Annotated in this window: 20 protein-coding genes, 1 other RNA gene and 1 pseudogene; 9 read left to right on the top strand and 13 right to left on the bottom strand. The window is 62.0% G+C overall.

Translation table 11 applies throughout. The features are described from left to right. Positions 1 to 58: 58 nt before the first annotated feature. The 4 genes and pseudogenes from LOY70_RS28570 to LOY70_RS28555 form a co-directional block, all read right to left on the bottom strand. The gene (locus LOY70_RS28570; RefSeq protein WP_265038223.1) at positions 59 to 1177 is read right to left on the bottom strand and encodes an ABC transporter permease; all 1119 of its coding nucleotides are present in this window, start codon (positions 1175 to 1177) and stop codon (positions 59 to 61) included. A gap of 5 nt (positions 1178 to 1182) precedes the next feature. Then, positions 1183 to 3909 carry a ribosome-associated ATPase/putative transporter RbbA gene (gene rbbA, locus LOY70_RS28565; protein ID WP_265031968.1) on the bottom strand — a complete coding sequence of 909 codons (2727 nt, stop codon included), beginning with the start codon at positions 3907 to 3909 and terminating at the stop codon, positions 1183 to 1185. Then, positions 3906 to 4870 (bottom strand): annotated as a pseudogene (locus LOY70_RS28560) (HlyD family secretion protein). The gene rbbA and the pseudogene LOY70_RS28560 overlap by 4 nt, the downstream one beginning before the upstream one ends. An 81-nt stretch (positions 4871 to 4951) precedes the next feature. Continuing rightward, positions 4952 to 5401: an EVE domain-containing protein gene (locus LOY70_RS28555; protein WP_265031967.1), complete on the bottom strand. Its 450-nt coding sequence runs from the start codon at positions 5399 to 5401 to the stop codon at positions 4952 to 4954. Between the two features lie 195 nt (positions 5402 to 5596). Here LOY70_RS28555 and LOY70_RS28550 point away from each other — a divergent pair, with 195 nt between their 5' ends. Further along, positions 5597 to 5743 carry a hypothetical protein gene (locus tag LOY70_RS28550; RefSeq protein WP_265031966.1) on the top strand — a complete coding sequence of 49 codons (147 nt, stop codon included), beginning with the start codon at positions 5597 to 5599 and terminating at the stop codon, positions 5741 to 5743. Positions 5744 to 5782: 39 nt separating this feature from the next. Here the strand turns inward: LOY70_RS28550 and LOY70_RS28545 are convergent, their stop codons facing one another. From LOY70_RS28545 to LOY70_RS28530, 4 genes are all read right to left on the bottom strand, one after another. Continuing rightward, positions 5783 to 6388 carry a 5-formyltetrahydrofolate cyclo-ligase gene (locus LOY70_RS28545; RefSeq protein WP_123416233.1) on the bottom strand — a complete coding sequence of 202 codons (606 nt, stop codon included), beginning with the start codon at positions 6386 to 6388 and terminating at the stop codon, positions 5783 to 5785. Positions 6389 to 6505: 117 nt separating this feature from the next. Next, positions 6506 to 6685: non-coding RNA, 6S RNA (gene ssrS / locus LOY70_RS28540), on the bottom strand. A gap of 30 nt (positions 6686 to 6715) precedes the next feature. After that, positions 6716 to 7033 (bottom strand): cell division protein ZapA, encoded by a 318-nt coding sequence (locus LOY70_RS28535; RefSeq protein WP_003177364.1) that lies wholly within the window; start codon positions 7031 to 7033, stop codon positions 6716 to 6718. Next, the gene (locus tag LOY70_RS28530; RefSeq protein ID WP_025216048.1) at positions 7030 to 7239 is read right to left on the bottom strand and encodes a TIGR02449 family protein; all 210 of its coding nucleotides are present in this window, start codon (positions 7237 to 7239) and stop codon (positions 7030 to 7032) included. The genes LOY70_RS28535 and LOY70_RS28530 overlap by 4 nt, the downstream gene beginning before the upstream one ends. Positions 7240 to 7369: 130 nt before the next feature. On the opposite strand from LOY70_RS28530, the gene LOY70_RS28525 reads away from it, so the two are divergent. From LOY70_RS28525 to gcvH, 8 genes are all read left to right on the top strand, one after another. Beyond that, positions 7370 to 7924 (top strand): YecA family protein, encoded by a 555-nt coding sequence (locus LOY70_RS28525; RefSeq protein WP_123343597.1) that lies wholly within the window; start codon positions 7370 to 7372, stop codon positions 7922 to 7924. A gap of 27 nt (positions 7925 to 7951) precedes the next feature. After that, positions 7952 to 9286: a Xaa-Pro aminopeptidase gene (gene pepP, locus LOY70_RS28520; protein ID WP_265031963.1), complete on the top strand. Its 1335-nt coding sequence runs from the start codon at positions 7952 to 7954 to the stop codon at positions 9284 to 9286. Then, on the top strand, positions 9283 to 10470 hold the full coding sequence (gene ubiH, locus LOY70_RS28515; protein WP_265031962.1) for a 2-octaprenyl-6-methoxyphenyl hydroxylase: 1188 nt from the start codon (positions 9283 to 9285) through the stop codon (positions 10468 to 10470). The genes pepP and ubiH overlap by 4 nt, the downstream gene beginning before the upstream one ends. 55 nt (positions 10471 to 10525) lie before the next feature. Further along, on the top strand, positions 10526 to 11749 hold the full coding sequence (locus tag LOY70_RS28510; protein WP_123343599.1) for a 2-octaprenyl-3-methyl-6-methoxy-1,4-benzoquinol hydroxylase: 1224 nt from the start codon (positions 10526 to 10528) through the stop codon (positions 11747 to 11749). Between the two features lie 104 nt (positions 11750 to 11853). After that, positions 11854 to 12858: an extracellular solute-binding protein gene (locus LOY70_RS28505; protein ID WP_265031961.1), complete on the top strand. Its 1005-nt coding sequence runs from the start codon at positions 11854 to 11856 to the stop codon at positions 12856 to 12858. A gap of 227 nt (positions 12859 to 13085) precedes the next feature. Further along, positions 13086 to 14702, top strand: coding sequence for an ABC transporter permease (locus LOY70_RS28500; protein WP_265031960.1), 1617 nt, complete (start codon positions 13086 to 13088; stop codon positions 14700 to 14702). A 155-nt stretch (positions 14703 to 14857) separates the two neighbouring features. Then, on the top strand, positions 14858 to 15940 hold the full coding sequence (gene gcvT / locus LOY70_RS28495) for a glycine cleavage system aminomethyltransferase GcvT (protein WP_265031959.1): 1083 nt from the start codon (positions 14858 to 14860) through the stop codon (positions 15938 to 15940). Between the two features lie 52 nt (positions 15941 to 15992). Further along, positions 15993 to 16376 carry a glycine cleavage system protein GcvH gene (gcvH, locus tag LOY70_RS28490; protein ID WP_123343603.1) on the top strand — a complete coding sequence of 128 codons (384 nt, stop codon included), beginning with the start codon at positions 15993 to 15995 and terminating at the stop codon, positions 16374 to 16376. Positions 16377 to 16553: 177 nt separating this feature from the next. On the opposite strand, the gene LOY70_RS28485 is transcribed toward gcvH, so the two are convergent. The 5 genes from LOY70_RS28485 to LOY70_RS28465 form a co-directional block, all read right to left on the bottom strand. Continuing rightward, positions 16554 to 16874, bottom strand: coding sequence for a DUF2388 domain-containing protein (locus LOY70_RS28485; protein WP_170867266.1), 321 nt, complete (start codon positions 16872 to 16874; stop codon positions 16554 to 16556). A 65-nt stretch (positions 16875 to 16939) separates the two neighbouring features. Next, on the bottom strand, positions 16940 to 17389 hold the full coding sequence (locus LOY70_RS28480; protein WP_265031957.1) for an NfeD family protein: 450 nt from the start codon (positions 17387 to 17389) through the stop codon (positions 16940 to 16942). Positions 17390 to 17398: 9 nt separating this feature from the next. Further along, a complete protein-coding gene (locus tag LOY70_RS28475) occupies positions 17399 to 18319 on the bottom strand; it encodes an SPFH domain-containing protein (RefSeq protein WP_025216038.1) in 921 nt (306 codons plus the stop codon). Positions 18320 to 18436: 117 nt separating this feature from the next. Then, positions 18437 to 20221: a GspE/PulE family protein gene (locus tag LOY70_RS28470; protein WP_265031955.1), complete on the bottom strand. Its 1785-nt coding sequence runs from the start codon at positions 20219 to 20221 to the stop codon at positions 18437 to 18439. 145 nt (positions 20222 to 20366) lie between these two features. Continuing rightward, complete coding sequence (locus LOY70_RS28465) at positions 20367 to 20705, bottom strand: hypothetical protein (protein WP_265031954.1); 339 nt, start codon at positions 20703 to 20705, stop codon at positions 20367 to 20369. Positions 20706 to 20721 lie beyond the last annotated feature (16 nt).

Raw genomic sequence — 20721 nt, 5'->3', positions numbered from 1 at the left:
TCGCAGCCTCCGGCAGCGCCACGACTTTGTAGGCGCTGCCGGAGGCTGTTTTTTTTCGTCAAGATGCCAGGCTTTTACGAAACCGTCCCAGGGCGATGGCAAAGAACAAAAGCCCGATGATCGCCAGCGCCAGCATGTCCGGCCAGACCACCTCAACGCCTGCGTCACGGAACAGAATCGCCGCGCTGAGGCTGACGAAATGGGTCGACGGCGAGCCTTGCATCACCCATTGCAGCCATTGCGGCATGCTGTCCAGCGGTGTGCTGCCGCCGGACAACAGCAGCATCGGGATGATGACCGGGATCGCCAGTAAACCGAACTGTGGCGTCGAGCGGGCCAGGGTGGCGAGAAAGATACCCAGGGCGGTGCTGGCGAACAGGTAGAGCGCCGTCACCAGCAGGAACAGGAACATGGAGCCGGCCAGCGGCACACCCAGGGCGAACTTGACGATGATCTCCAGCGACGCCCAGGTGCACAGCACGACCACCAGCATGTTGCTCCAGATTTTTGCCAGCATGATCTCCAGCGCCGTCAGTGGCAGCACCAGCAAGTGATCGAGGGTGCCGTGCTCGCGCTCGCGCAGCAGTGCGGTTCCCGTCAGGATGATGGCCAGGATCGTAATGTTGTTGACGATCTGGATCACCGCCAGAAACCACCCGCCCTCAAGGTTGGTGTTGAACAGCGCGCGGGTGGTCAGCTTCACGGGCGTTTGTTCGCTCGCTTGCGCCTGGCCGCTGTAGGCCAGCAGTTCCTGTTGGAAAATCTGCCCGATGTAGCCAGCGCCCATGAATGCCTGGCTCATCGCCGTGGCATCGACGTTGAGCTGCAACGCCGGTTCGCGTCCGGCGAGGAGGTCGGCCTGGAAGTTGGCGGGCACGTTGATGACAAAGGTGTAGCGCCCACTGTCCATGACCTTGTCCAGTTCGGCATAGGGCAGCGCGACCGGGGTTTGAAATTCCGGCGGTTGCAGCACCTGGGCCAGCTGGCGCGAGAGATGGCTCTGGTCTTCATCCACCACCGCCACGCTGGCGTTGTGAACGCCAATCACCGAGCCTGCGGCCGGCATGTAGATCGCCACGGTGAAGGCGTAAGCCAGAAACAGCAGCAGGACGGAGTCGTACCGCAGGCTGGTCAGCTCCTTGAGCCCCAGGCGCCAGATATGTGAAAGCGTGGATATCAGCATCAGGCCTCCTGCTTCTTCAGCATGACCAGGCTGAGCCCGGTGAACCCCAGGAAGAACCCGAACAACGCCAGGCATTGCGGCCATAGCTGGCGCAGATCCAGGGCCTTGGTGAAGGTGCCGACGGCGATGTCCAGGAAGTAACCGGCAGGAAACAATTGGCCCATCATCGACGCGGCGCCTTCCAGGGATGAGCGCGGCACGATCAGCCCAGAGAACTGGATCGTCGGCAGGCTGGTGAGGATCATGGTGCCGAGGATCGCCGCGATCTGGGTGCGGGTGAACGCCGAAATCAGCAAGCCCATGCTGGTGGTCGCCAGCACGTAGAGCAGGCCGCCCAATGCCAGCGTCAGGCCGCTGCCCTTGAACGGCACGCCGAATAGCCAGCGATTCATGGCCGTCAGCAGGGCCAGGTTGACCAGGCTGATGACCAGGTAGGGGGCCTGTTTACCCAGCAGGAACTCCAGGCGGGTCAGCGGCGTGGCATAGAAGTTGGTGATCGAGCCCAGCTCCTTCTCCCGCACGATGCCCAGGGCCGTCAACATGGCGGGAATGAACGCGAGGATCAGTGCCATGACCCCTGGCCCGATGGCGTTCACGCTGACCACGTCCTGGTTGTAGCGAAACCGCGTTTCCAGCTTGGCCGCGACTAGCGGGTTTCGCGCCGGGCTGCCCTGTTCGACCAGTTGCTCGAGGTTGGCCTGATGCACCGCCTGCACATAGTTGCGGCTGGTCTCGGCGCGAAACGGCATGCCGCCGTCCAGCCAGGCACCGACGGTGGGTTGCCGGCCGGCGTACAGGTCACGACCGAAACCGGGTGGTATTTCCAAGGCCAGCTTGATGTCCGAGCGTTGCAGGCGCCGATGCAGCGCCTTCGCGTCTTGAATGCCCGGCTGCTCCTCGAAATAGCGCGAGCTGCGAAACGCTTCCAGATAGGCGCGACTTTGCGGGCTTTGATCCTGGTCGAACACAGCGAACGCGAGTTTTTCCACGTCCAGGGAGATGCCGTAGCCGAAGATCACCATCATGAACAGGGCGCCGAGCAGGGCGAAGGCCATGCGTACTTTGTCGCGCAACAGTTCCTTGCCTTCGCGGCTGGCAACGGCCAACAGGCGACCGAGGCTGAGACCGTGGCGGCCCTGCGGGACGTCGGTGTTGTCGAGGGTCACGGGTGTGGTGTCTTGCGGCGACTCACCCTGGGCCTGCTCCAGGCAGGTGACGAACGCCGCTTCCAGGGTCTGGCCGTTGAACTGTGCCTGCAAGGCCGCGGGGGTGTCGCAGGCCAGGACCTTGCCGGCGTGCATCAGCGAAATGCGATCGCAGCGTTGGGCTTCGTTCATGAAGTGCGTGGAGAGAAAAATCGTCACGCCTTGTTCGCGAGACAGCTCGATCAGCAACCGCCAGAAGTCATCCCGCGCTGCCGGATCAACCCCTGAAGTCGGTTCGTCGAGAATCAGCACTTCCGGGCGATGCAGCACCGCCACCGCCAGGGACAAACGCTGGCGCAGGCCCAGGGGGAGTGCGCCGCAAGGTTGGTCGGCGAGGCCCTGGAGGTTGAAGCGCTGGATCAGTTCTTCGATTCGGCTACTGCTTTCGGCCTTGGGCAGGTCGAACAGTCTCGCGTGCAGGGCCAGGTTCTGGCGCACGCTCAATTCGCCATACAGCGAAAAGCTCTGGGACATGAACCCTACGCGCTTGCGGGTGGCGAGGTCCTTGGCGTTGACCGGATTGCCCAGCAGGCGGGCGCTGCCTTCGCTGGCGGGCATCAACCCGGTCAGCACTTTCATGGTGGTGGTCTTGCCGCAACCGTTGGAGCCCAGGAAACCAAAGATCTCACCACGACCAATCGCAAAACTGACCTTGTCGACGGCGGTGAAGTCACCGAAGCGCAGGGTCAGGTCGTGGGCTTCAATGGCGATGTCGGTGGTGTCTTGGGACCTGGGCGGTATCGTCAGTGGCTCGGTGTTGCGGCCGCTGTCACCCTGGAAATGGGTGAACGCCGCGTCGAGCTTGCCGTCGGGTGTGGCAGCGGCCAGTTCAGCGCTTAAACCTTGGGCGATCAAGCGACCGTTATCGAGCATCAGGCAATGCTCGAATTGTTCCGCCTCTTCCATATAAGCCGTGGCAACCAGCAGCGTCAGTTGCGGCCGTTGTCGACGTACGTCGGCTATCAACTCCCAGAAGCGTCGCCGGGACAACGGGTCCACGCCGGTGGTGGGTTCGTCGAGAATCAGCAGGTCTGGTTCGTGAATCAACGCGCAACACAGGCCGAGCTTTTGTTTCATGCCGCCGGAGAGTTTGCCCGCCGGCCGGTCGGCAAAACGCTGCAGGTCGGTCGCCAACAACAGCTGGCCCATGCGTTGTTCACACTCGGAGCGCGATAACCCGAACAGCGTGCCGAAAAAACGGATGTTCTCGCGTATCGACAAGTCAGGATAAAGGTTGCCTCCGAGCCCTTGAGGCATGAAGGCGATACGTCGATAGAGGGTGTTGCGATGGTTTCGGTCCTCGATCGAGGCGCCGAGTACGTCCAGTTGGCCACGTTGAAGCTTCTTCACTCCGGCAATCAGCCCCAGCAGGCTCGATTTGCCTGCCCCGTCCGGGCCGATCAGGCCGCAACGAGTGCCCACCGGCAGGCTGAAGGCGATATCGCTCAGGGCAACATGCTGGCCGTAGCGATGCTCGAGGCCCGAAGCCCGTAGTGCCGGTGCGCTGAGGGTGGCGCTCATTGCAAGTTGGCCGGCCAGTCGACGGGGCCGGTACGCACGTAACCCGCGCCGGGCATGCCAGGTTTGGCCTGGGGGACTTCCCCGGGAGAGGTCAGGCGCACTTTGACGCGGAACACCAGCTTCTGGCGTTCATCACGGGTTTCGACTTCCTTGGGGTGAATTGGGATTTGGCCGCGACGAAGCTGACGCTTGCCGGCAACGGTCGCTCGGGCAGGGCGTCAAGCAGCACTCGTGCTTCGTCGCCTATCGCCAGTTTCCCGGCTACGGACGCTGGCAGGTAGAGGTTCATGTACTGGTCGTTCGGATCGATCATCAGCAGCACCCGTCCGCCAGCGCCCAGCACTTCGCCCGGCTCGGCCAGGCGCAGCTGGATCACGCCATCGATGGGCGCACGCAAACTGCTGTCGTCTATTTCGCTGGTCAGTTGGGCCACTTGGGCCTGGGTCGCGCCGATGGCGGCGGTCGCCGCTGACACTTGGGCCCGGGCCGCGTTGACCGCTGCGTTGGCGGTGTCGACACGGGCTTGCTGCTGGTCGATGACCTGGGCGCTGGCGTAACCGCGCTTGAACAGTTCCTGGCTCCGTTTGAGTTCCTGATGGGCGAGCAGTTGTTCGCTCTGGCGCAATTGCACATTGGCCTCGGTGGCGGCGAGGTTTTCCCGGGCGCGCACGACCTCGGCTTCAGCCTGGTTGCGCTGGGCCTCCAGGGTGCGGGTGTCCATGCGCGCCAGCAATTGACCCTTGAGAACGTGGTCGCCTTCATCGACATGAACGTCGGCCAGGCGCCCAGGTGTCTTGCTGGCGATCTGGATTTCGGTGGCCTCAAGGCGGCCGTTGCCCATGCTCAGGCCTTCTGGCAGGCGATCATGCCGGGACTTCCAATAGCCGAACCCGCCAGCGGCGAGCAGCACAGCCATCAAGGCAAGGGCAAAAAAGCGAGAGGTACGAAGGTTCGTCGACATGTCCGGCATCCTGCGGCTGTAGCATTGCAGTCTGCCGGGTCCGCGACTGCCCCGGCTTGATATCCATCAACACATGGATGATCAACGCAAGGCAATCACCGCCGCCCATTGCTCGGCCGTCACCGGCATCACCGACAGTCGCGAGCCTTTCTGCACCAGCGGCATTTCGGCCAGGGCGGCCTGTTGCTTGAGATAGTCGAGCTTCAGCACCCGGGAAAAGGTTTCGGCATGGGCCACATCGATTGCAGTCCAAGGGTTTTTATCCGGACTGGCCTTGGGATCGAAGTAATGGCTGTCAGGCTCCAGCGCCGTTGGATCGGGGTAGGCGGCCTTGATGATTTTGCCGATCCCGGCAATGCCTGGCTCCGGGCAACTGGAATGGTAGAAAAAGAACGCGTCGCCCACCGCCATGGCCCGCAGGAAATTGCGCGCCTGGTAGTTGCGCACCCCGTCCCAGCGCGCCTGGCCGAGTTTTTCCAGGCCTTGGATGGACAATTCGTCGGGCTCGGATTTCATCAGCCAATAGGCCATGATTTCTACTCCTGGGCGGTATGGATAAAAATAGTTCAGCGATTTTATGACAAACCGACAGTCGGTTGACGCCAGCGTTTGCGTGTCGGGTCAGGTTGCCGCAAAATGCCGGCCTTCCAAGCTTGACGCTGCTGCACGGCCAATAAGAAAACCGCTGCTGTCATCGTGTGTGATCTGCCTTGAGGGGGGCAATCGATGAAACGCAAACCGGATTTGTTGTGGATCTTAGTCATTCTGTTTGGCCTCGGGGTTGTGACCACGGGTTACGCTCAAAGCTTGTGGGCCAACAAGATCGACGCGCCGGTGGATGTCACCCAGCCCGCGCCATCGCTTAAACGCTGAACCTGTCTTCCAGACGCCGCTGATTTTCGCGGCGTCTGTCTATTGCGCCAAATACCAATGCCTGTCGCTGACCGTTCCCTGTAGCGGTACATCCCAGCTGGCCTGCGCCAATCGCTCGACCTTCTGACACTCATGGGCCAGCCCCAGCAGCGTTGGCTTGTGCCATTGCTTGCGTCGTCCCAGGTACGCCAGGCTCCGGTCATAGAAGCCACCCCCCATGCCCAGCCGGCCTCCGGCATCATCGAACCCGACCAACGGCAACAACACCAGGTCCAGTGTCCAGACCTTGCGTTGCCGGGCGATGTTCTTGCGCGGTTCAGGAATACGAAAGCGGTTGGGCTGCATTTTTTCGCCTGGGTGAATACGTTGAAAAACCATCTTGGTCTGCGGCCACGGGCTGAGCACCGGCAGATAAGTGGCCTTGCCTCGGCGCTGGGCGGCGCGCAGCAACAGGCGTGGGTCGATCTCGCCATCGTTGGGCAGGTACAGGGCGATGTGTCGGGCGCGGCGAAACAGCGGGTGCTGGGCCAATTGCTTGTAGAGCCCGCGAGCGGCTTGCCGTTGCTGGGCGGGTGTCAGGGCGCGACGGGCCTGGCGCAGCAGGCGGCGAAGTTGTGGGCGGGGCAGCAGCGCGGGTTCGGTCATGTCGAGGCTTCACGCAGTGGCGATGGCAGCACAGCGTAACCGCAAAACCGGGCGCTCAGAAATGCCGGCGCCACAAACAACAATGCCAATCCACTTGGACTGGCATTGTTTGAAATCAGGCTCCCCGGATGAACCGCTGTCGGCTTAGCCCTTGAACCCGAAAGTTCAAGGTGGAAGTTGCAGGGGGCGTTAAGGCTTTCCGTCAAGCGGACATGCACACCGGCCCCAACGTGCAACCCCCATGGTTGTGCGTATCGGCTCAGGGACATCACCAACTGGCAAGCACCCCAGGGAGTGAAGCGAGTATACCCCAGGCAGCCTCGCGAATCAGCCCTTGCTGACGTCTGGATCGGTGGCCAGCACCAGATCCACCCGATCGAGCAGGTCGCGCACCTGTTCACGGGTCGAGCCGCTGACCTGCAAGTCAGGCGTATCCTGGCGATGCAGCAGATCGTGGGTAATGTTCAAGGCAGCCATCACGGCGATGCGGTCGGCACCGATGACTTTGCCGCTGCTACGGATCTCGCGCATCTTGCCGTCCAGGTAGCGGGCGGCGCTCACCAGGTTGCTACGCTCTTCCTGGGGGCAGATGATCGAATATTCTTTATCGAGGATCTGCACGGTAACGCTATTGCTTGAACTCATGAGTCTTGCTCCAGGGCCTTGAGGCGCGAAATCATCGATTCGACCTTACGCCGGGCGATTTCGTTTTTTTCAATGAGGTGCGCGCGTTCCTCGCGCCAGGTCTTTTCCTGAGCTAATAGGAGTCCGTTTTGGCTCTTAAGTTGCTCGACCCGGTCAATTAGCAATTCGAGTCTGGCCATCAGCGCTTGCAGGTCGTTGTCTTCCATTGTGTCCACTGAAGATTGTGTCTGATGGGGGATCGGGGGTCGCACAGCCTTTAATGGTCTTGGCGAGTCTGTCGATGTAGGATACAAGGCCTCCATTCTAGACATAGCGCCGTCTGGCGCCTAGCTGCCCATGCCCATTCAGAATTCTCCGTATCAAGCATTCGCCACCCTGCTGAGCACCAGTGGCCATCCTGTCTCGCCTGCTGAACTGCATGGCCTGTTGCTCGGCCGCAGTTGCGCCGGTGCCGGTTTCGATGCCGACGGCTGGTTGGCCGACGCCGCCGAGCTGCTTGAAGGCGAGCCGGCGGACAATGTTCGCAATGCCCTGATCGGGCTGCAGGAAATGGTCAAGGGCGAATTGACCAGCGACGACATGACCGTCGTTCTGCTGTTGCCCACCGACGACGCACCGTTGGCCGACCGCGCTGCCGCGCTGGGCCAGTGGTGCCAGGGCTTCCTCGCTGGCTTCGGCCTGACCCGCCGTGAATACGCGTTGAGCGACGAGGCCAAGGAAGTGTTGCAAGACTTGGCTGCGATCTCTCAGGTCCAGGATGCCCTGGAAGAGTCCGATGACGGCGAAAGCGACTACATGGAAGTGATGGAGTACCTGCGGGTCGCACCATTGCTGCTGTTCACCGAGACCAAGAAAACCGATGCAGCGGCCGCCAAGCCGTCCTTGCACTGATCGCTTGAAAGGGAACACCGTCTGCCTATGATTCATATCCCGAAATCGGAATACAGCCGTCGCCGCAAGGCCTTGATGGCGCAGATGGAACCCAACAGCATCGCAATCCTGCCCGCCGCCGCCGTTGCGATCCGCAACCGCGACGTCGAGCATGTGTACCGCCAGGACAGCGACTTCCAATACCTCAGCGGCTTTCCCGAGCCGCAAGCGGTGTTGGTGCTGATGCCCGGCCGGGCCCACGGCGAATACATCCTGTTCTGTCGCGAGCGCAACGCCGAGCGCGAACTGTGGGACGGCCTGCGGGCCGGCCAGGAAGGGGCGATCCGTGACTACGGCGCCGACGACGCGTTTCCCATCACCGACATCGACGACATCCTGCCGGGCCTGATCGAGGGCCGTGACCGGGTGTATTCGGCCATGGGCAGCAACCCGGAATTCGATCGGCACCTGATGGAGTGGATCAACGTGATTCGCTCCAAGGCCCACCTTGGCGCGCAGCCGCCGAACGAATTCGTTGCCCTGGATCACTTGCTGCACGACATGCGCCTGTATAAATCGGCGGCAGAGGTGAAAGTGATGCGCGAAGCGGCACGGATTTCCGCCCAGGCGCATATCCGGGCGATGCAGGCGGCGCGTCCGGGGCTGCATGAGTTCAGCCTGGAAGCCGAGCTGGATTACGAGTTCCGCAAGGGCGGAGCGAAAATGCCGGCCTATGGCTCAATCGTCGCGGCGGGGCGCAACAGCTGCATCCTGCACTACCAGCAGAACGACGCGCTGCTCAAGGACGGCGACCTGGTGTTGATCGACGCCGGTTGTGAAATCGACTGCTACGCCAGTGACATCACCCGTACCTGGCCGGTCAGCGGCAAGTATTCGCCGGAACAGAAAGCGATCTACGAAGTGGTTCTGGCGGCTCAGGAAGCCGCTTTTGCCGAAATCGCGCCGAACAAACACTGGAACCAGGCCCATGAAGCGACGGTCCGGGTCATTACCGAAGGCCTGGTGCGCCTGGGCTTGCTGCAAGGCGAGGTAGACGCGCTGATCGCCAGCGAAGCCTACCGGGCCTTTTACATGCACCGCGCCGGCCACTGGCTGGGCATGGATGTGCATGACGTAGGCGAATACCGGGTCGGCGGCGAGTGGCGGGTCCTGGAGGTCGGCATGACGCTGACGGTTGAGCCGGGCATCTACATCAGCCCGAACGACCGCAGCGTCGCGAAAAAATGGCGCGGCATTGGCGTGCGCATCGAGGATGACGTGGTAGTGACCAAAACCGGTTGTGAAATCTTGAGCCACGGCGTGCCGAAAACGGTCGCCGACATCGAGGCCCTGATGGCCGCCGCACGGACTCAAGCGGCATGAGCCGGGTCAACCTGGCGATCATCGGCGGCGGCCTGGTCGGCGCCAGCCTGGCGCTGGCCTTGCAGGCCGGCGCCAAGGCCCGGGGCTGGAAGATCATGCTGATCGAGCCCTTCGCTCCCGGCGACGCCTGGCAGCCAAGCTACGATGCTCGATCCTCGGCGTTGTCCTACGGTGCCCGGCAGATTTATCAACGCTTGGGTGTCTGGCAGGAAATTTCCCGTCGCGCCGAACCGATCAAGCAAATTCACGTGTCTGATCGCGGACGGTTTTCCACGGCGCGCTTGTCGGCGATGGAAGAGGGGGTGCCGGCCCTGGGCTACGTGGTGGAAAACGCCTGGCTCGGCCAGTGCCTGTGGCAAGGCTTGGACAAAGAAGTGGTCAGTTGGCGCTGCCCGGCGCAGGTCACTCGGATGGAGCCACTGGTCGACGGTTATCGCCTGACCCTCGACGATGAAACCCTCCTGGAATGCGACCTTGCCGTGCTGGCGGATGGGGGCCGCTCCGGCCTGCGCGAGCAACTAGGCATCGGTGTGCGCAATCGACCTTATGACCAGAGCGCGTTGATCGCCAACGTCACGCCCAGCGAAGCCCACAATGGCGTGGCCTTCGAACGCTTTACCGATGACGGCCCAATGGCCTTGTTGCCCCTGCCGGAAAATCGTTGCGCGCTGGTCTGGACCCGCCAGGGCATGGACGCGCAACGGCTGGCGGCCCTCGACGAGCGCAGTTTCCTCAATGAGTTGCAAGGCGTGTTCGGTTATCGCCTGGGCACCCTGAAACAGGTGGGGGCGCGGCATCTGTATCCGTTGGCGCTGATAGAGGCCGAAGAACAGGTACGCCCGCACCTGGCGATCCTGGGCAATGCCGCCCACAGCCTGCATCCGATTGCCGGGCAAGGATTCAACCTGTCCCTGCGCGACGCCCAGGCCCTGGCCGATGCCTTGCTCGACAGTGAGAGTGAACTTGGCGATTTTGCCGTGCTGCAAGCCTATCGCGAGCGTCAGCGCATGGATCAGGCCCTGACCGTGGGGTTTTCCGACCAGGTCACGCGCCTGTTCAGCAGCAACCTGCCACTGGTGTCCCTGGGCCGCAACCTCGGCTTGTTGGGCCTCGACCTGCTGCCGCCAGCCAAGCGCTGGTTCGCCCGCCAGGCCATGGGCTTGGGGACGCGTCCGGATGTGTGAGGTTGATCATTCTTTTCACGGGCGGCTCACGTCGCCAGCAAAACAGGCTTGAAGCATGGAATTACGTGCAGATCTGCTGATTGTCGGCGCCGGAATGGTCGGCAGCGCCCTGGCGCTGGCGTTGCAGGGCAGTGGCCTGCAAGTGCTGTTGCTCGACGGCAGCCCCATGAGTGTCAAACCCTTCGATCCCCAGGCCGCGTTCGAGCCGCGGGTCAGTGCCTTGTCGACGGCCAGCCAGCGGATCCTCGATCGCCTGGGTGTCTGGGATGGTATTACCGCCCGGCGCGCCAGCCCCTATGCCGACATGCACGTCTGGGACGGCAGCGGCACCGGGCAGATCCATTTCTCGGCCGCCAGCCTGCATGCCGAGGTGCTTGGGCACATCGTCGAGAATCGCGTCGTGCAGGACGCCTTGCTAGACCGACTGCATGACTGCGACCTCGGTTTGCTGGCCAACGCACGACTGGAGCAGATGCGTCGCTCCGGCGATGACTGGCTGCTGACCCTGGCCGATGGCCGCACGTTGCGAGCGCCTTTGGTCATTGCCGCCGACGGTGCGAATTCCGCCGTGCGCCGCCTGACAGGCGTCGCCACGCGGGAATGGGATTATCTGCATCACGCCATCGTCACCAGCGTGCGCAGCGCACGGCCGCACCGAATGACGGCATGGCAGCGCTTTACCGATAACGGTCCGCTGGCGTTCCTGCCGCTGGACCGCGACGGTCAGCACGACTGGTGCTCGATCGTCTGGTCCACCACCCCGGGCGAGGCGCAGCGCTTGATGGCGCTCGATGACAGTGAGTTCTGCAGCGAACTGGAACGGGCATTCGAAGGCCAGCTCGGCACGGTGCTCAGCGTCGATCCGCGCCTGTGCGTACCGCTGCGCCAACGTCACGCCAAGCGCTACGTGGCCGAAGGGCTGGCGCTGATCGGCGATGCAGCCCATACCATTCATCCGTTGGCCGGGCAGGGAGTCAACCTGGGTTTCCTCGACGCCGCCGTGCTGGCCGAAGTGCTGTTGCAGGCGGCCGGGCGCGGCGAGCGACTGGCGGACGTAAAGGTGTTGAGCCGTTATGAGCGGCGACGCATGCCCCATAACCTGGCGTTGATGGCGGCTATGGAAGGTTTCGAGCGCTTGTTCCAGGCCGATCCGTTGCCGGTGCGTTGGTTGCGTAATACCGGGCTGAAACTGGTGGACCGCCTGCCCGAGGCCAAGGCGTTGTTCGTGCGCGAGGCGCTGGGGTTGATTGGGGATTTGCCAGCGTTGGCCAAGGCCTGATTTCTTTGTGCAACATTTGGAAATGTGTCCGGCAACTGTTCGATTGTGATGCCAAATGTGAGTCCTTATCATTTGCACTCCTTTCCAATCGAGAGACCGCTCCCATGTTGGCTTCCAAGCGCCTGCTGTCCGCCCTCGCCTTGACCGTGATCGGCACCACCGCCGCCCAGGCCGCCGATGAGGTGGTGGTCTACTCTTCGCGCATCGATGAGTTGATCAAACCGGTCTTCGATGCCTACACCAAGAAAACCGGTGTAACGGTGAAGTTCATCACCGACAAGGAAGCGCCGCTGATGCAGCGGATCAAGGCCGAAGGCGAAAACGCCACCGCCGACCTGCTGCTCACCGTCGACGCCGGCAACCTCTGGCAGGCCGAGCAGATGGGCATTCTCCAGCCGTTCACCTCCCCGGTGATCGATGCCAACATCCCGGCCCAGTACCGTGCCGCTTCCCACGCCTGGACCGGTTTGAGCCTGCGGGCGCGGACCATTGTCTACTCCACCGACCGAGTCAAACCGACCGAGCTGACGACTTACGAAGCCCTGGCAGGCAAGGAATGGGAAGGCCGTCTCTGCCTGCGCACCTCGAAGAAGGTTTACAACCAGTCCTTGACCGCGACCCTGATCGAAACCCACGGCGCGGAAAAAACCGAGGAAATCGTCAAGGGCTGGGTCAGGAACCTGTCCACCGACGTGTTCTCCGACGACACCGCGTTGCTTGAGGCGATCAACGCCGGGCAGTGTGACGTTGGCATCGTCAACACTTACTACTACGGCCGCCTGCACCAGCAGAAGCCGGACCTGAAGGTCAAACTGTTCTGGCCGAACCAGGCTGACCGTGGCGTGCACATCAACCTCTCGGGTATCGGCTTGACCCAGCACGCACCGCATCCGGACGCCGCGAAGAAATTGGTGGAATGGATGACCACGCCCGAAGCCCAAAGTATTTTCGCCGACGTGAACCAGGAGTTCCCGGCCAATCCGAAGGTGGAGCCCTCCAAGGAAGTGGCGGCCTGGGGCAAGTTCAAGGCCGACACCTTGCCGGTGGAGGTGGCGGGTAAACGCCAGGCTGAAGCGATTCGCTTGATGGATCGGGCTGGCTGGAATTAATCCCAAGTCAGACACGATTCCCTGTGGCGAGGGGATTTATCCCCGCTGGGTTGCGAAGCAGCCCCCAAGCGGAGAACGCGGCGTTGCAGACGGGTTGAGTTGTCTTTAATTGGGCTTGCTCCGCAAGCCAGCGGGGATAAATCCCCTCGCCACAGGTTTTCTGCGGCGGGTTATAAAGTAGGTGCCCGCGCCAATGCGCGGGCATCATCATTTAAACGAGAGCTCCCTTGACCCACCCCGTCCAACGCCGCTGGTACCCCCTGGTCTTCGCCGTCGCCGCGCTGGTCTTGTTGCCCCTGAGCGTCCTGCTGTTGTCCTGGCAGAGCATCGACCAGCAGATCTGGTCCCACTTGTGGGACACCCAGATGCCGCGTCTGCTGGGTAACACCCTGACGCTGATCCTCGGTGTGGGGATGGGGGTGACGTTGTTGGGGGTCAGCCTGGCCTGGCTCACCAGTCTTTGTGAGTTCCCCGGTCGACGTTGGCTCGACTGGGCGTTGATGCTGCCGTTTGCGATTCCCGCTTACGTATTGGCGTTTGTTTTCGTTGGCCTGCTGGATTTTGCCGGGCCGGTGCAAACGCTGATGCGTGAATGGTTCGGCAGCGGCCTGCGCCTGCCTCGGGTCCGCTCCACCGGCGGGGTGATCCTGGTCCTGGTCCTGGTCTTTTACCCTTACGTTTATCTGCTGGCGCGAAGTGCTTTCCTGGCCCAGGGCAAGGGCTTGATGGAGGCGGCCCGGGTGCTCGGGCAATCGCCGTGGCAGGCATTCTGGCGAGTGGCGCTGCCGATGGCCCGGCCAGCCGTCGGTGCGGGCGTGGCGCTGGCGCTGATGGAAACCCTGGCGGATTTCGGCGCGGTATCGGTGTTCAACTTCGACACGTTCACCACGGCAATCTACAAGACCTGGTACGGCTTCTTCAGCCTCTCCAGTGCCGCCCAGCTGGCCAGCCTGCTCTTGCTGGCGGTGATGCTGGTGCTCTACGGCGAACGCCGCGCCCGAGGCGCCCAGCGGACCGGCAACGAGCGACCTCGAGTCAAGGCGTTGTACCGGTTGCGTGGTTTCAAGGCGGTGGCGGCCAGCGGCTGGTGCTTTTTGGTGTTCGCCTGCGCGTTTGTCATTCCGATGCTGCAGTTGCTGGTGTGGTTCTGGCAGCGCGGGCGGTTTGATCTGGACGAGCGTTATGCCGGGCTGATCGTCCACACCCTCTATTTGGGCAGCCTGGCGGCGCTGGTCACCGTTTGCGTCGCTTTACTGCTGGCGTTCGCCCGACGACTGGCACCCACCCGTACCATTCGCGCCGGTGTCGGCCTGGCGAATCTTGGCTATGCCTTGCCCGGTTCGGTGTTGGCGGTGTCGATCATGCTCGCGTTCAGCTATCTGGACCGCGAACTGGTCATCCCACTGTCAACCGCACTCGGCGGTGCCGGCAAGCCGTTGCTGCTGGGTAGCCTGTCGGCGCTGTTGCTGGCGTATCTGGTGCGCTTTCTGGCCGTGGCGTACGGTCCGTTGGAAAGCAGTCTGGCGCGGATCCGCCCGTCGTTACCCGAAGCGGCACGCAGTCTTGGCGTCAGTGGGCCACGACTGTTTTTCAAAGTGTATCTGCCGTTGCTGTTGCCCGGCACCTTGAGCGCGGCGTTGCTGGTGTTCGTCGATGTGCTCAAGGAAATGCCCGCGACCCTGCTGATGCGCCCGTTCGGCTGGGACACGCTGGCGGTGCGGATCTTCGAAATGACCAGTGAAGGAGAGTGGGCACGGGCCGCATTGCCGGCGCTGACCCTGGTGCTGGTGGGGCTATTGCCGGTCATCGGATTGATACGACGTTCGGCCCATCGAAACAGCTAGGTGCCAGTCCTACATCATGCGGCTACAATGCGCGGCATTCGGTGCGGTCCGTCTGTCGGACCGGGTAGCTGAGAGCGGCTGAAAACTCCTTTTTTCAAGGTGCTACGCTGTGCAGTGCCCGTCCGCACCTTCGCCAAGCCCGGAAGGAGAAACCCATGGGACAGCGTACGCCTCTGTATGACCTTCATCTCGCCCTTGGCGCGAAGATGGTCGATTTTGGCGGTTGGGATATGCCTTTGCATTATGGCTCGCAGGTTGAGGAGCACCACCAGGTGCGTCGCGACTGCGGGGTGTTCGATGTATCCCACATGACCGTGATCGATGTCGCCGGTCCCCAGGCCAAGGCCTGGCTGCAGCGCTTGCTGGCCAATGACGTCGATCGCTTGCAGGACACAGGACGTGCCTTGTACAGCACCATGCTCAATGAGCGCGGCGGCATCGTCGACGACATGATCATCTACCGGGTCGAGGACGGTTATCGTCTGGTCTTCAATGCCTCGACCCGCGATCAGGACCTGGCCTGGATGCAGGCGCAGTTGGGTGAGTACGATGTGCAACTGCGCGAACGTCCCGAACTGGCGATGCTGGCAATCCAGGGGCCCCAGGCCCGGCACAAGATCGCCGAGCTGGTCACGCAAGCGCGCGGCCAGTTGATCCAGCAGCTTAAACCCTTCGAAGGCCGTGCCGACGGTGACTGGTTCATCGCCCGTACCGGTTACACCGGTGAAGACGGGTTGGAAATTGTCCTGCCCGCCCACGAAGCCCCGAGTTTTTTCAACGACCTGGTGGGGGCCGGCATTTCCCCCATCGGCCTCGGCGCCCGCGATACCTTGCGCCTGGAGGCCGGCATGAACCTTTATGGCCAGGACATCCACCAGGATGTTTCCCCGCTGGCCTCCAACATGGCCTGGAGCATCGCCTGGGAACCGGCGAGCCGTCAGTTCATCGGTCGCAGTGCGCTGGAAGCCGAGCTTGCGGGTGGCGTGCAACAAAAACTGGTGGGCCTGGTGCTGGAGGAACGCGGCGTTTTGCGCGCCCACCAGGTGGTTCGCATCGCCAATGTTGGCGAAGGGGAGATCACCAGTGGTAGTTTTTCTCCTACGCTTAGCAAGTCGATCGCCCTGGCACGTGTTCCGATGGCAACCGCCGACCGTGCCGAGGTAGAAATTCGTGGCAAGTGGTACCCGGTACGGGTGGTCAAACCGACCTTCGTCCGCCATGGCAAAACCCTGATCTAACCCTTTGCGGCAGGCCGCTGGCCGCTGACACTTTCTCTTGAGGACACAGAATATGAGTGATATCCCTGCCGAACTGCGTTTTGCCGAAAGCCACGAGTGGGCGCGTCTGGAAGCCGACGGTACCGTCACCGTGGGCATCAGCGACCATGCGCAGGAAGCCTTGGGCGATGTGGTCTTTGTCGAGCTGACTGAGGTCGGTACGGTTTTTTCCGCAAATGACCAGGCCGGTGTGGTTGAGTCGGTCAAAGCCGCTTCCGATATCTATTCTCCTATTGCAGGTGAAGTGATTGCGGTCAATGAAGAGCTGAGCGGTTCGCCTGAGTCGCTGAACTCAGATCCGTACGGAGCCTGGATCTTCAAGCTCAAGCCGAGCAACACAGCTGATTTGGACAAGTTGCTTGATGCGGCAGGCTACAAGGCTGCTATCGGCGAATAAGGACGACTGCACCTGTGGGAGCGAGCTTGCTCGCGATAGCGGTGGATCAGCGGCATTGATGTGGGCTGACACTCCGCCATCGCGAGCAAGCTCGCTCCCACAGGGGGGGACAGCCTTGGGATTTTCACCGGGCAAAAAAATGCCGCTCAATCGAGCGGCATTTTCATGGGGCTGGGATTACTCCTGGGCGACGGCGTTTTTCGCCAGGATCGCATTGGCCAGCTCCATGTCGGTGGCCTGCAGGCCTGGGTTGTCGGCGCGGACTTTCTGCATCGCTGCTTCCAGGTAAGGGCCGCGGATACCGCCGTCACTGGCGACGAAGCTGCCGGCGTCGTCCTGGGCGGCGACGATCAGCTTATGATCCTTGAAGGTCAGGTAGGTGGAACCGGTGGTCGCACCGGATGAAATGACGTTACGCCAAAACGTGTCGGCCATCGCCGAGCCAACAGGAAGAGACAGCAAGGCTAGGGTAGCGACAGCAAGTTTGAGACGCATGATAGGTGACTCCACTGGGTTAACTATGACGTTGGATAGCCTGCGCCTCTATTCAGTTCCATGACTGATCAGTCAGCCCGTTCCACCAGCAGCACTGCACCTTCCTGCGCCACCACCCTGACCCGTGTGCCCACGGCCGACTCGGGCCCTTTGGCCAACCACACACCGTCGGCCACCTTGATCTTGCCGCGTCCATCCACAATGGCTTCATGAACTTGGAATACCTTGCCGATCAGCTCCTGCCCGCGCAGGTTCAGGTGCGGCTGATCGCTTTCGCGAACGGCGCTGCGCTGGCGTCGCCACCAGTACAGCGCTGTCGCGATGGCGAACAGACCGAACAACAGGAACTGCATCTCCCACGACATCTGCGGCAGGATGAAGGTCAAGACACCCACCGCAGCAGCGGCCATGCCGATCCACAGCAAGTAGCCGCCGGCGCCGAACACTTCCAGGATCAGCAGGATGACGCCCAACGCCAGCCAGTCCCAGTACGACATTTGTTGCAGGAACATCCACATACAGGCGCCTCAGGCTTTCTTGCTGTCGAAAGTGGCCTTGACGATCTCTCCGATGCCACCAACGGCACCGATGACCTGGCTGGCTTCCAACGGCATGAGGATCACCTTGCTATTGTTGGCCGAGGCCAGGCGGCCCAGGGCATCGATGTACTTTTGCGCAACGAAATAGTTCACGGCCTGGACGTTACCGTCGGCAATCGCCTGGGACACCACCTTGGTGGCCAGGGCCTCGGCCTCTGCCTGGCGCTCACGGGCTTCGGACTCGAGGAATGCGGCCTGGCGGCTGCCCTCGGCCTCAAGGATTTGCGCCTGCTTCTTGCCTTCGGCGGTGAGAATCGCCGACGCTCGCAGGCCCTCGGCTTCCAGGATCTGGGCGCGCTTGATGCGTTCGGCTTTCATCTGCCCCGACATGGCGGCCATCAGGTCGGCCGGCGGGCTGATGTCCTTGATCTCGATCCGGGTGATCTTGATGCCCCACGGTGCTGTGGCCTCATCGACCGTGCGCAGCAGCTTTTCATTGATACCGTCGCGTTGGCTCAGCATCGCGTCCAGCTCCATGGACCCCAGTACGGTGCGGATGTTGGTCTGCAGCAGGTTGCGGATGGCGTGCTCGAGGTTGTTGACCTCGTAGGCCGCCTGGGCCGTATTGACCACTTGGAAGAAGCACACGGCATCGATCTGCACCGTGGCATTGTCGGCGGTGATGACTTCCTGGGGCGGGATGTCCAGCACGCTTTCCATGACGTTGATCTTGCGACCGATACGATCCATCACCGGGATGATGATGTTCAGGCCCGGCTTGAGCGTGTTGGTGTAGCGGCCGAACCGTTCGACGGTCCATTGGTAACCCTGGGGCACGACCTTGAAACCCATGAACAGAATGGCGACCACGAGGCCGACAAAAAGCAAAAGTACGCTACCGATCTGCATGACTGTTCCCTGTTCGAATTGAAATGGCTGGCGAGCCCTGAGTGTAGGGCAAGCGGCCGTTATCTTCGCTATGGTCCTTTCCGGTTTATTTGTGGGAGTTTTCCGGCCTCCAGGCTGCTATTTCTGTTCGCTTTGCGGGGTCACGCGCAGGACTTCCTCAACGGTGGTCAAGCCCGCCGACACCTTTTGTGCCCCCGAAAGCCGCAGGCTGCGCATGCCTTCCTTGAACGCCTGGCGGCGCACCGCCAGCAGATCGGTGTCGGGATGGATCAAGGCCTTGACGCTGTCGGTCAGTTGCATGATTTCGTAGACCCCGGCCCGACCGCGGTAGCCGGTGTCGCGGCACTCCAGGCAGCCGACGGCTTGTTGGGCATTGCCTGGCAACGGGGCCTGCCAGGGCCGGGTCAGGGTCTGCCAGTCGTCTTCGTCCAGGGTCAGGGGCGCCTTGCAGTGTGGGCACAGTGTGCGCACCAGACGCTGGGCCATGACCCCGAGTACCGTGGCCTTGATCAAGTAATGGGGCACGCCGAGTTCCAGCAGGCGACTGATGGCGCTCGGCGCATCGTTGGTGTGCAGGGTCGAGAGCACCAGGTGCCCGGTGAGTGCTGCCTGGATTGCCATTTCGGCGGTTTCCAGGTCGCGGATCTCACCGATCATGATGATGTCCGGGTCTTGTCGCATCAGCGCGCGTACGCCGGCGGCGAAGGTCAGGTCGATGTTGTGCTGGACCTGCATCTGGTTGAAGGAGCCTTCGACCATTTCAATCGGGTCTTCGATGGTGCAGAGGTTCACCTCCGGCGTCGCCAGCTTCTTGAGGGTGGTGTAGAGGGTGGTGGTCTTGCCGGAACCGGTCGGCCCGGTCACCAGGATGATGCCGTTGGGCTGGCGGGTCATGTCCTGCCAGCGGCGCAAGTCGTCGGCGGAGAAGCCGAGTTGGTCGAAGTCCTTGAGCAGCACTTCCGGATCGAAGATCCGCATGACCATTTTTTCGCCGAACGCCGTGGGCAAGGTCGACAAGCGCAATTCCACTTCGCCACCGTCCGGAGTCTTGGTCTTGACCCGGCCGTCCTGAGGCTTGCGCTTTTCCGCCACGTTCATCCGCCCCAGGCTCTTGAGGCGGCTGATGATCGCCATCGTCACCTGCGGCGGGAACTGATAGACGGTGTGCAGCACCCCGTCGATGCGAAACCGTACCGTGCCCTGTTCGCGACGCGGTTCGATGTGGATATCGCTGGCGCGCTGCTGGAAGGCGTACTGGAATAGCCAGTCGACGATATTGACGATGTGCGCGTCGTTGGCGTCCGGCTCCTGGTCGCTGGCGCCCAGATTGAGCAACTGTTCGAAATTGCTCAGGTTGCTCGGTTGCTGGTCGGCCGTATTGGCGCCGCTGACCGATTTGGCCAGGCGATAGAATTCCACGCTCAGGCGCTGGATATCCACCGGGTTGGCGACCACCCGCTGGATGGGCAGCTTGAGTACGTGGGTCAGGTCTGCTTCCCAACTGCTGACATAGGGTTGGGCGCTGGCGACGGTGACGGCGTCGCGGTCGACTGCCACCGCGAGAATCTTGTGCCGCTGCGCAAAGGCATAGGACATCAGTGGCGTGATGGCCGCTACGTTGATCTTCAGCGGGTCGATACGCATGTAGGGTTGCCCGGCCTGCTGGGACAGCCACAGGGTCAGGCTCTCCAGATCCAGGCGTTTGCCGGGGCGGCTGAGGTCGTCCAGATGCTGGTTGGCGATAAACTCCAACGGATGCAATTGGGCATTGGTGCTGTGGCGTCGGCGGGCATTGAGCGCGGTTTCGGCGCTGTCCTGGCTGATGAAGCCCTGGGCGACCAATTGGCGCAGCAGATCGTTGAGGTCCAGCCAGCGGTCCTGAGTGGCGTGTTTGGTGGACATGCGGGTTTCCTATTGGACAATTGCAGCAAAGCCGCGATACAGACGCTTCGGCGTCTTGGCTTGGTCTGCAAAAGAATAGTCCCGACCATATGGATCGTTGGGCCACTACCCGACCAATGCGTTTCGAATTCTTGCCTTGCGCCCCTCAGCCCGCCGCCTGGGCTGGCTCAACCCGCGCAATATCAGGGTCTTGCAGGTTCACCGAACACACGCTGACCAGGTTACGCAATTTTTCAGCGATGACCTGGGCACGGTGCCAGCTTAGCCGGTCCACGACGATCTCCATCGACAGCAGATCATGCTGACGTTCGACGTGCACCTGTTGCGGTGTCAGTCCTTGAAGGGCAAACAGGTTCAGCGCCCGGCACAGCAGATCCGGTTCGGCTTCGGCCAGTAAATGGTACTGGGCGCGGCAATGGGTATTTGCGCTGTGCCAGACGTCGGCGCGGCTCGGGGCAGTGGCGACGGCTTCGAATGGGGGCATGTTCGATCTCCTGGGG

The sequence above is a fragment of the Pseudomonas sp. B21-054 genome, assembly GCF_026016345.1.
GTDB lineage: Bacteria > Pseudomonadota > Gammaproteobacteria > Pseudomonadales > Pseudomonadaceae > Aquipseudomonas.
This window is presented reverse-complemented; position numbering and strand designations above follow the sequence as displayed.